The organism is Tessaracoccus pujii (assembly GCF_055326215.1).
Window position 1 is genome coordinate 465,774 of sequence record NZ_JBUZNP010000001.1, and the last position, 10,581, is coordinate 476,354.

Sequence of the window (10,581 nt, forward strand, 5' to 3'; positions counted from 1 at the left end):
TGAAAGGAACCTCCATGACACGCATCGGTGTCCAGGCAAGCACCATCAAGGGCTCGTTCGTCGAGCACGGCACCTTCGAGACGCTGCGCAGGATGGTCGACGTCGGCTACCGCGACATCGAGATGTCGCAGGTGGCCATGACGCCTGAGAACGTCGCGGAGATGCGGCGGGCCCGGGACGAACTGGGGGTGACGATGGTGGCGCTGTCGGCCGGCCTGACCCCGCCCCCCGGCGGCGGCGACTCGCTCAGCACCACCTACGACAAGATCGTCGCCGACTGCCGCACGCTCGGCACCTCCATGCTGCGTATCGGGATGCTGCCGATCGACGCCATGGGTTCGCCCGACGGTGTCATGAACTTCGCACGCAGCGCCGAGGAGTACGCGAAGCGGCTGGCCGACGACGGTATCGCGCTGTACTACCACAACCACCACGTCGAGTTCGCCCGCCTGGACGGCCGCTACATGCTCGACGTCATCGCCGACCTGGCGCCCAGCATCGGGCTGGAGGTGGACGTCCACTGGGTCCAGCGTGGCGGCCTCAATCCGGTCTCCGTGCTCGCCAAGTACGCCGGGCGCGTGCGACTGGTCCACCTCAAGGACTACCGGATCGGCCTCTTGCCGGACTCCGCCCGCGACGCCATCGCCGCTGGCGACTTCGCGGGCTTCATGTCGGGGTTCTACGGCGTGGTGCAGTTCGCCGAGGTGGGTGAGGGCAACCTGGAGTGGCAGCCCATCATCGAGCAGGCCATCGCGAGCGGTGCGGAACACCTGCTCGTCGAACAGGACGACACCTACGGCCGCGACCCGTTCGAGTCGCTGGCCATCTCGCGGGCCAACCTGGTCGAGCTCGGCTACGGCCACCTTCTCTGATTCTCGTCACCCCACCACCCACACCCACCCCCGCAGGAGAACTCCATGGGCGCCACCGTCCCGGCCACCGAAACGACGTCGCGGACCGCGACCCTCGCTCTGCCGGACTCCGTCCAGCTCGAGGAGGCTGCCGACGGGCTGCGCCGGGTGGTCGTCAGCACGCCGGCGGCGTCGGCGGTGGTCCACCTCCAGGGTGCGCACGTGACGTCGTGGGTGCCGGCTGGTGAGCGGGACGTGCTCTGGGTGAGCCGCCGCAGCGCGTTCGCGCCCGGCGCCCCCATCCGTGGCGGCGTCCCGCTCTGTTACCCATGGTTCGGGCCCCACCCCACCGACGGCGCCGCGCCCCTTCACGGGTTCGCGCGCGTGGCCACGTGGGAGCTGGAGTCGGCCCATGAGGCCGACGGCGAGGTCGTCCTCACCTTCACTCTCGACACCTCCTCCGTGCCCGGCGTCGATCACGGCCCGGCGCTGCTCCGCTACACCGTCACCGTCGGCACAGGGCTCCGGCTCGCGCTCGAGGTGACGAACAAGGGGAGCCTGCCTCTGAGCGTCGAGGAGTCGTTCCACACCTACCTGGCGGTGGGCGACGCACGGCTCGTGTCGGTCCGCGGCATCGAGGCCGTGGAGTCGCTGGACCGCCTCACCGGCGAAACCCTCCCCCCGACGGGCGAAGCGCTCACGCTTCACGGCGAGACCGACCGCCTCGTCCCCCAGCCGGGCACCATCGTCGTCGAGGACCCGGCCGGCTCGCGGTCGCTGACCGTCCGGGCGATCGATTCCGCCAACGCGGTCGTCTGGAATCCCGGCCCGGTCAAGGCCGCCGCGATGCCCGACTTCGGCGACGACGAGTGGACCGAAATGATCTGCGTCGAGACCTGCAACGTCGCCGACGGCCGCATCGCGGTAGCCCCGGGCACGACCCACACGATGACCGCCGCACTCACGGTGGACGCGCTGGACTGAGAGATCGCCCCTGACTCTGGGAGTTGGAGAGGCGCCCCGCGGTCAGCGTCGGTTGGCGTGGAGGAAAGGCGACGGCGGTTGGGCGCGGCGTTCCTGGTCGGTCAGCCTCGAGAGCGGCACGGCCTGGCGGGCCGCGGTCAGCATCGCGGTCACGGCGAGCGGCTCAGGCGACGTCCTCCCCCTCGTACCCGATCAGCCAGTGCAGGCCATACCGGTCTAGGACCTGACCGTCGGTGGCGCCCCATGGTCTGGACTGCAGGTCGTCGATGACCCGCCCTCCCTGGGCAAGGCCCCGGAACCACTCACGCAGGGTCGCGGGGGCGGCGGCGCCGAGCAGTCACAGCATCATGCCTTCGCAACGGAACGACGGCCGATCGCCAGTGGCGTCGGCGACGAAGAGAGCGACCGGACCATCGGCGAGGAAGCCGTGGGCGATCGCCTCCGGCGGACCGTCAGTCCTGCCGAACTCCTCGAGTGTGTGCAGCTGGGCGGTGCAGCCGAAGACGTCGGCATAGAACGCCAACGCCACACGGGCAGCGCCGGGCAGGAAGAGGTACGGACTTGGAGCGGACCCTACCCATCGGAGCATCACCTCCACTGCTGGCGGGGCCGACGGTGTGCGGCAGAGTCGTGCGATTGGCGGCCGTCACAGGGATCGGGTGTCAAGCTGGAGGTGTGGCCACCAACGACGGCTCCTACGCTCGCATGTTCCGGCGACACGCCCATCCGTTCAGCGCCTGGTCGAGGCTCCTGACTACACCGCTGCTGCTGGTTCCGCTGTGAACACGGCGCTGGTGGCTGTACGTGCCGATCGGCGTCTGGTTTGCGGTCAACCGGTGATCACCCCGCCGGCCCAGGACATGTCGTCGTTTGCGACGCAGGCCATCCTGGGCGAGGAGTCCTGGACCCGGGATCCGACGTCTGAGCCGACACCCCTTGGCCCTGTCGGGCGTAGCCAGCGAGTCACTCGTGTGCGCCATGGTGGCCGCCCACAGGCGCAGGCCGATCGGTGCGATCGCCGGCACCGCGATCTTCATGGCACTCACGCTGTGGCAGTGGAGGCTGTGGGCGCGCCGCTTCACGGACTGAGTGCGAGGGAGGAATACCGGCACCGATTGGGCGGCCAGCGCGTCGATCGGCACCACCCCCAATCGGCACGACACGCCGTCGCGATGCACCCTCGGGGACCTATGCGGGCACCGACGCGGGATCCGACGGCGTTTCGTGCACGCCACCCAGGATGCAGTTCCTCCCGTGGGTGAAGTCTCGAGGTGCCTCACTTTGCCCTTTCAGCTCCGTGTCAGGCTGCAACTTGCTATCCAGAGAGCGGCTTCTGTGCATATACACAGAAACCGCCCCATGGATAGCATCCTGCAGGCCATGCCGACCTGAGTCAGGTCAGGCCGCCGCCGTCTCACGGGCGTGGCGCCGACGCTCCTCCCGACGGATGGCCTGTCGGTCCGGGTCCGGAACCGGCGAGGCGAGGAGGAGCTTCTGCGTGTAGGGGTGCTCGGGGCGCGTCGTGACCTGCTCCGCCTCCCCCTGCTCCACCAGCTCGCCCTTGTACATCACGGCGACCCGGTGGCTCACGTGCCGCACCACATCGAGGTCGTGCGAGACGAACAGGTATGCCACCCCGGTGAGCTGCTGGATCTCGAGCAGGAGGTCCAGCACCCGGGCCTGGGTGGAGAGGTCCAGCGCGCTGACCGGCTCGTCGCACACGATGAGCTTCGGACGCAGGGCAAGCGCGCGCGCGATGGCGATGCGCTGTCGCTGACCGCCCGAGAACTCGCGCGGCAGCCGTCCCATGGCATCCTGCGGCATGTGCACGCGGTCCAGCAGCTCGCGCACCCTCTTCCGCGCGTCGGCGCCGGTGACGCCCTGGATGCCGAGCGGTTCGGCGAGGATGTCGCCGACGGTGAGCGACGGGTTGAGCGAGCTGTAGGGGTCCTGGAAGACCACCTGCAGGTCCTGGCTCAGCTTGCGCCGGTCGGAGCGGCTGGCGTGGCTGATGTCCTGGCCACGGAAGACGATCCGGCCATCGGTCACCGGCGCCAGGCCGAGCACCGCCCGGCCGAGCGTCGTCTTGCCGGAGCCAGACTCGCCGACCAGTCCGAGCGTCTCGCCCTCCCCGATCCGGATCGACACGCCGTGCAGCACCCGGAAGTGCTTGGCGAACCAGCCCTTTCCTGGGTATTCCACCACGAGGTCATCGACGGTGAGGAGTTCCTTCTTGGGAGCGTTCACGGGGCCACCTCCACGGGGGCGTCGGGATTCGGGGTGGTCGCGCCAAGCAGGGGCGTCATCGGCGGCTTGCCCTCGAGCATCGAGGACAGCAGCATCTGGGTGTAGGGATGTTGGGGCGTGCGCAGGATCTGCCTGACGGGACCGCCTTCGACGAGCCGGCCGTTCTGCATGACGAGCACCCTGTCGCAGATGTCGGCCACCACACCGAAGTTGTGGGTCACCAGGATGATCCCCAGGCCCAGCTTGCGCTGCAGCTCGCGGAGCACGTCCAGGACCTCGGCCTGCACGGTGACGTCCAGCGCTGTCGTCGGCTCGTCGGCGATGATCAGGTCCGGCTCGCAGGAGATCGCACCGGCGATAAGGACGCGCTGCGCCATGCCTCCGGAGACCTCGTGCGGGTAGGCGTCGTAGGTCCGCTGGGGGTCGGGGATGCCGACGCTGGCCAGTAGCTCCAGGGCCCGCTGCTTGGCCTCCGCCTTGGTGACGCCCAGCACCCTCACCATCGGGGTGGAGAGCTGGGACCCGACGGTGAAGGCGGGGTCCAGGTTGCTCATCGGCTCCTGCGGGATGTAGGAGATCCGCTTGCCGCGCAGGGCGCGCATCTTGGATTGCCGCACGTGGTCGTCGCCCGGCGCGACGGTGTACGCGCCGTCGAACAGGATGGAGCCGCCGGTGATCATGGCGTTGTCGGGCAGGAGCCCGAGGATCGAGAACGCGGTCTGGGACTTGCCGGATCCGGACTCGCCGACGATGCCGACCACCTCGTTGCGGTCAACATGGAAGGACACACCGTCGACGACCGTCTTGGTGGAGCCGTCGGGTTGGGGGTAGCCGACGCCGAGGTTCGTCACTGTCAGCAGGTGGTGCGCGGCATCGGCGATGCCGGCGGCGTGTTCCTCAGCCACGCGGGCGTCGGGGACGGGCTTGGCGCGGACCGCCTTGGTCTTCTCCAGGTCCTCGAGCGAGTCGCGCACCGCGTTGCCCAACAGGACGAAGGCCCCGATGGTCAGGGCGATGGCGATCGTGGGCCAGAGCAGGTTGAGCGGCTGGCGGTAGATGCTGCGGAAGCCGTCGCTGACCATCACGCCCCAGGTGGGGACGGTGGGGTCGCCCAGTCCCAGGAACTCCAGGGCGGACTGGATGGAGATGGCCACACCGGAGACCATGGCGGTCTGGATGATGATGGGGGCCCGGACCACGGCGAAGATGTGCCGGGCGATGATGCGGGAGTCCGACAGGCCGGAGACGCGCGCGGCGTCCACGTACAGCTCGTTGCGGACCGACTGCACGGCGGTCCTGGTCAGGCGGTAGTAGCCCGGGCTGAGCAGGAGGCCGAAGACGATCATGGAGACCCACACGGACGGGCCGACGGCGGCGCGCACCGCCAGCAGGACGATCATGCCGGGCAGGGCGAGCAGGATGTTGGTCATCCAGCTCGCGACTCCGTCGAACTTCCCGCCGTAGTACCCGGCGATGAGGCCGGAGGGGAGGCCGACCGCGATGGCGACCCCGGCGGCCAGGGCCGCGGACACCAGGGTCACCCTAGCGCCGAAGATCAACCGCGACGCGATGTCGCGGCCGGCGCTGTCGGTGCCGAGTGGGTAATCCCCACCGGGGCCGAGCAGCACGTTGCTGAGGCTGGCGAAGTTAGGGTCGTGCGGCGCGAGGAGGGGCGCCAGGACCGCCACCAGCGTCACCGCGACGAGGAAGATGATGGCCGCGAGGCCCATGGGGTTCTTGAGGAGGCGGCGCACCAGGGAGGCCCGGACGACCGCGCCCACCTGCCCCACCGTCACCGTGGGGGTGATCTCGCTCATGAGACACGCACCTTCGGGTTGAGCCAACCGTTGAGGATGTCCACAACGAGGTTGACGAGGATGACGATCACGACTGTGTAGATGACCACGCCCATCACCAAGGGGAGATCGCTCATGGTGGTGGCGGTCACGGCGAGTCGACCGAGGCCAGGGATCGCAAAGATGGATTCGATGATCACCACACCGCCGAGCAGACCGATGAACTGCAGGCTGAGCACCGTGAGCCCGGCGGGTGCTGCCGAGCGCAGGACATGCTTGAAGAGAATCTCTCGCTCGCTGATGCCCCTGCTCCGGAGAGTGCGCACGTAGTCCATCTCGAGCTGCTTGATGAAGGCGCTGCGGATCTGCTGCGCCGCGCTGGCGACGCCGTTGATGACAAGGGCCAGGACGGGGAGCGCAAGCGACGCGGCCCACACCCCCGCGTCGGCGCCGGGCGCGATCCGGGAGATCGCGGGGAGCCAGCCCAACTGGATGGCGAAGAACCACACGAGCAGCACACCGATGATGAAGCCGGGAACGGCGTTGCCGATGACGGCGCCGATCTGGACCGTGCGGTCGGCGGCTCCGCGCCGTACGGCTGCGAGCATTCCGAGCCCCGTGGCCACGAGGGCGATGAGGAGGATCGAAATGCCGATCATCACCAGGGTGACCGGCAGGCGGCTGCCGATGGCCGAGAAGACGGGCTCGTTGGTGAACCAGGACTTGCCGAACTCGCCGCGGACGGCGTCGCCGAGCCACGCCACGAGACGGGTGGAGAGGGACTGGTCGAGGCCCAGTTCGGCCTCCTTGGCAGCGATGGCTTCGTCAGAGGCCTGGTCGCCGAGGATGTTTCGCGCGATGTTGCCGGACGACGCGTACAGCATCGTGAACGTGAGGACGGCCACGACGAACAGGACGGCGATTCCAGACGCGATGCGCCGCAGGATCATGGTCAGCATGAGTCAGCTCCGTTGCAGACAGGGATGGGGGGCGCCGGGGGACGGCTGAGCCGTCCCCCGGCCACGTCGGTCAGGAGGCCGGCGAGTAGTTGTAGATGGAGGGCACGGCCATCTGCGTCTGCGGTTCCGCACTGACCTTCTCCGCATTCACGAAGTAGAGCTGCGAGGGGCGGAACCAAGGGCTGAACCAGGCGTTCTCGGTCACGTACCGGTTGATGGCCTGCGCGGCCTCAACCGCGTCGTCACCCTCGAGGCGCAGCTGCTCGACGGCCGCCTCGATCTCGGGCGAGGTGGAGTCGAACGGGTTGTAGAGGGCGTCGGTGGAGAGCAGCTGGCTGTAGGCGACCCACGACGGGCCCTGGAAGAGGCTGAACCATGCGCTGGCGAACTTCCCCTGGCCCAGCATGCCGACGTAATCGGCTCCCGGAACCGAGGTCTGCTTGACAGTGATGCCGATGTCGGCCAGCTGCTGCGTCGCGAAGGTCATGATGGTCTCGGCACCGGGGGTGAGGATCGGCATCTCGATCGTGAGGCCGTCGGCGTACCCGGCCTCCGCGAGGAGCTCGCGGGCCTTGTCGGGGTCGTAGGTGTAGTAGTCCTCGAGCTCCGGCAGGAAGGCGCTGGTGTCGGGGCCGAACACCTGGCTCGTGATGTCACCGAAGCCGCCGCCGAGCTCCTTGAGGAGGGCCTCGCGGTCGAAGGCGTAGTTGATCGCCTGGCGGACGCGGACATCACCCAGCGCGGGGTTGACGGCGCCGTCGCGGTCGAGGAGCAGGAGACCCTGCCAGTCGGTGGCGTATTCGAGGAGCTCGAAGCCGGCGCCCTGGGCCTGCTGGTAGGTGGTGGCGTCGAGCAGGGTGGCGTCCACCTCTCCGGAGACGAGTCCGTTGACGCGGGAGGTCACGTCGGCGAGCAGCTTGAGGGTGATCTGGTCCCACTTCTGCAACTCGGGGTTCCAGTAGTCCTCCCGCGCCGTGAACACGTACTGCGAGCCGACGACGGCCTGCGCGGCGTCCATGACGTAGGGGCCGGTGCCGACGGGCATGCGGTCGAGCTCGTCGGTGCCGAGCGCCTCGGGGCTGCCCATCAGGCCGAGGGCCTGGCTCAGGTAGTACTCCAGCGCGGGATCGGGCTGGGACAGCGTGATCTCCACGGTGTCCTCGTCGACGGCAGCGGCGGAGGCCACCGCGGCGGCCTGGCCGGCCTGGCGGCCGTTCGCCGTCTTGAAGTGGTCGATGTTCGCCACGACGGCCGCCGCGTCGAACGCGGCTCCGTCGGAGAAGGTGACGTCGGTGCGCAGGTCGAGGCTGAACACCAGGTTGGTCTCGTCGGTGTAGCCCCACTCGGTGGCGAGCATGGGGGCGTAGGATCCGTCGGGCTCGCGCAGGATCAGCGAGTCGTAGACGGTCTGGTAGGGCTGGAGACGGTGGCCGACGTGCGCCTGCGCCGGATCCCAGGAGGCGGGCTCGTCGAGGACGCCGAGCGTCAGGAGCTCGCCCCGTTCGGACGTACCGGCGGTGGTCGACTCCGCCGCGCCGGTCGAGGAGGGGTCGCCAGCAGGCGCGGGGTCGTCGGCAGGCGCGGAGCATCCCGCGAGGGCCAGGGCGGCGACGGCGGCGAGCGCCGTGGCCGAGAGAATGCGTGACTTCATTGTCGGTTCCTTCGAGAAGGGGTCCCCTGCGGCGCGAGGCCTGTCTGGGACCAGCTGTCGGACTTCTCCGCGCTGCTGTGTCAGGACTCAGGGGGCCGAGCCGTCAGTGCGGGTGTGCTAAGTACGCCATTCTGTTGCCCGGGCGACAACAAGTTGCAGCTTGTTGCCGCAGCTGATCCTGATCCTACGACCGCACCGCGACGCGCGTGGGCGTCACCGCAGATCCTCAGGAGCCCCACCCCCGAAGCGCGTAGGCAACGCTCCCCAACGAGACCCTCAGAGCTCAGGGGCGGGAGCGGCCTCAGGCTGGTAGACGCAGGTGGGGTCCGAGGCCAGCGGGTCGCCGAGCATGGCGTGGGCGCGCGCCCGCGACCCGCCGCAGATCCAGTTGAACTCACACACCCCGCACTTGCCCGAGTACGACGACGGGTCGCGCAACGCCTTCATCATGGGCGCCTCGGCGTAGATCTCGCGGAAGCTCTGCTCCTTCACCGAGCCACAACGGTGCGGCAGGAAGCCTGAGGGATAGACGTCGCCGATGTGGTCCACGAACGCGAAGCCGCGACCGCTGTTCACGCCGATCGGTGGCCGCGGCGGCCGGCGCTCGAGGACCTCGCCCAGCAGGGCCTCGGTCTCCGCGGTGAGCCAGGCGTGCAGCTCGCCGCGCACCGGCAGCGGCTCGCCGGCCGCGCGGGCGTCGTCGCGCTGGATGGCGACCCGGCGGTAGTTGGGCGCCTCTGTCACCTTCACCGCGATCCGGTCCGAGACGTCGTGCAGCCAGTGCAGCACGTCCTCCATCTCGTCGGGATCGAGCGGCTCGAGGTTGGAGCCGCGACCCATGGGCACCAGGAACAGGACGTACCACATGCCTGCGCCCATCTCCATGGTCCGCTTCAGTAGCTGAGGCAGCTCGCGCAGGTTGTTTCGGCAGATGGTGGTGTTCACCTGGAACCGGAAGCCGTGCTTCACGACGAGCTCGGCGGCGGCCATGGTGTCGTCGAAGGTGCCTTCGATGCCGCGGAACGAGTCGTGCGTCTCCGCCGTGGCGCCGTCGAGGGACAGCGAGAACGCCTTGACCCCGGCCTCGCGCACCGAGGCGAGCCGCTCGTCGGTGAGCAGTGGCGTGACCGACGGCGACAGCGCGATGGGCAGGCCGATGCCGGTGCCGTAGGCGATGAGCTCCTCGAGGTCGTCGCGCTCGAACGCGTCCCCACCGGAGAGGATGACGATGGGCTTGGGCGTGCCGTAGGCGGCGAAGTCGTCCAACAGCGCCTTGCCCTGAGCCGTGGTCAACTGCCGGGGGTCCGCCCGGGTGAAGGCGTCCGCCCTGCAGTGGCGACACGCCAGCTGGCACGCGCGGGTCACCTCCCACACGAGCACGTGTGGGCGCTCGCCTGCGTCGTGATGCAGGGTGCGGACGACGCCCTTGCGGGCCTCGTGCGGAACGGTGCCAGGGTGCGGAGTCACCGCCCGAATACTACACGCCGTCATTTCGACGCACCCGGGCACCCCACCTCGACGAAACACCACCTGAGAGCGCTTTCGGATCGTTACAAATCTGCAACCATGTCCGGCTGCCGAATCGGTTGACAGCGCTGCCATCGACCGACAGACTCGGGCCCAACGGAGCGACAACGCCGTCCTGAAATCCGCCCCTGCCGTGGGCTTCGGTCGAGTTCAGCCCGCGCGTTCAGCGCTCCGCCACACGCTTCCACATGCACCCACAGGGCGGCGTCGGACCGCTCGAAGTGAACGTTCTCAGGAGGAACGAATGAAAATGAACAAGCTCATGACCGCAACCGCGGGCGTGCTGATGGCTTTCGCCCTCACCGCATGCGGTGGCGGCGGCGCCGGCAGCACCACCGCCCCTGCCACCTCCGGTGGCGCTGACCCCAGCGCCAGCACCAGCGCCCCCGCAGGCGAAGAGGGCGGCTCCGTCGGCGTCTCGATGCCCACCCAGACCTCAGAGCGTTGGATCGCCGACGGCGAGGCCGTCAAGTCCCAGCTCGAAGAGGCCGGCTTCGAGGTGGACCTCCAGTTCGCCAACGACGACATCCCCACCCAGAGCCAGCAGATCGACCAGATGATCACCC

The 10,581-nt window shown here is 68.9% G+C and carries 8 protein-coding genes and 1 pseudogene; 3 read left to right on the forward strand and 6 right to left on the reverse strand.

Features of this window, described 5'->3' with window-relative positions:
* Window positions 1–14 precede the first annotated feature (14 nt).
* Window positions 15–872 (forward strand): sugar phosphate isomerase/epimerase family protein, encoded by an 858-nt coding sequence (locus ACZK5N_RS01955; protein WP_459018201.1) that lies wholly within the window; start codon window positions 15–17, stop codon window positions 870–872.
* 45 nt (window positions 873–917) lie between these two features.
* The gene (locus tag ACZK5N_RS01960) at window positions 918–1,835 is read left to right on the forward strand and encodes a D-hexose-6-phosphate mutarotase (RefSeq protein ID WP_459018203.1); all 918 of its coding nucleotides are present in this window, start codon (window positions 918–920) and stop codon (window positions 1,833–1,835) included.
* Between the two features lie 337 nt (window positions 1,836–2,172).
* Here ACZK5N_RS01960 and ACZK5N_RS01965 read toward each other — a convergent pair whose 3' ends face one another.
* The 6 genes from ACZK5N_RS01965 to ACZK5N_RS01990 all read right to left on the reverse strand — a co-directional run bounded on the left by ACZK5N_RS01965 (window position 2,173) and on the right by ACZK5N_RS01990 (window position 9,979).
* Window positions 2,173–2,424, reverse strand: coding sequence for a VOC family protein (locus ACZK5N_RS01965; protein ID WP_459018205.1), 252 nt, complete (start codon window positions 2,422–2,424; stop codon window positions 2,173–2,175).
* Between the two features lie 809 nt (window positions 2,425–3,233).
* Window positions 3,234–4,082 (reverse strand): ATP-binding cassette domain-containing protein, encoded by an 849-nt coding sequence (locus ACZK5N_RS01970; protein ID WP_459018207.1) that lies wholly within the window; start codon window positions 4,080–4,082, stop codon window positions 3,234–3,236.
* The gene (locus tag ACZK5N_RS01975) at window positions 4,079–5,899 is read right to left on the reverse strand and encodes a dipeptide/oligopeptide/nickel ABC transporter permease/ATP-binding protein (RefSeq protein WP_459018209.1); all 1,821 of its coding nucleotides are present in this window, start codon (window positions 5,897–5,899) and stop codon (window positions 4,079–4,081) included. The genes ACZK5N_RS01970 and ACZK5N_RS01975 overlap by 4 nt, the downstream gene beginning before the upstream one ends.
* On the reverse strand, window positions 5,896–6,837 hold the full coding sequence (locus ACZK5N_RS01980) for an ABC transporter permease (RefSeq protein ID WP_459018210.1): 942 nt from the start codon (window positions 6,835–6,837) through the stop codon (window positions 5,896–5,898). The genes ACZK5N_RS01975 and ACZK5N_RS01980 overlap by 4 nt, the downstream gene beginning before the upstream one ends.
* A 70-nt stretch (window positions 6,838–6,907) precedes the next feature.
* Complete coding sequence (locus ACZK5N_RS01985) at window positions 6,908–8,488, reverse strand: ABC transporter substrate-binding protein (protein WP_459018211.1); 1,581 nt, start codon at window positions 8,486–8,488, stop codon at window positions 6,908–6,910.
* A gap of 276 nt (window positions 8,489–8,764) precedes the next feature.
* A complete protein-coding gene (locus ACZK5N_RS01990; protein ID WP_459018212.1) occupies window positions 8,765–9,979 on the reverse strand; it encodes a TIGR04053 family radical SAM/SPASM domain-containing protein in 1,215 nt (404 codons plus the stop codon).
* 286 nt (window positions 9,980–10,265) lie between these two features.
* Here ACZK5N_RS01990 and ACZK5N_RS01995 point away from each other — a divergent pair.
* A pseudogene (locus ACZK5N_RS01995) lies at window positions 10,266–10,581 on the forward strand (hypothetical protein); the annotation flags it as partial.

Bases quoted from the DNA above. Each gene is read 5' to 3' on its own strand.
- ACZK5N_RS01985 (WP_459018211.1), bottom strand. From the start codon at position 8,488: ATGAAGTCACGCATTCTCTCGGCCACGGCGCTCGCCGCCGTCGCCGCC.
- ACZK5N_RS01980 (WP_459018210.1), bottom strand. From the start codon at position 6,837: ATGCTGACCATGATCCTGCGGCGCATCGCGTCTGGAATCGCCGTCCTG.
- ACZK5N_RS01990 (WP_459018212.1), bottom strand. From the start codon at position 9,979: ATGACGGCGTGTAGTATTCGGGCGGTGACTCCGCACCCTGGCACCGTT.
- ACZK5N_RS01955 (WP_459018201.1), top strand. From the start codon at position 15: ATGACACGCATCGGTGTCCAGGCAAGCACCATCAAGGGCTCGTTCGTC.
- ACZK5N_RS01975 (WP_459018209.1), bottom strand. From the start codon at position 5,899: ATGAGCGAGATCACCCCCACGGTGACGGTGGGGCAGGTGGGCGCGGTC.
- ACZK5N_RS01960 (WP_459018203.1), top strand. From the start codon at position 918: ATGGGCGCCACCGTCCCGGCCACCGAAACGACGTCGCGGACCGCGACC.
- ACZK5N_RS01965 (WP_459018205.1), bottom strand. From the start codon at position 2,424: ATGCTCCGATGGGTAGGGTCCGCTCCAAGTCCGTACCTCTTCCTGCCC.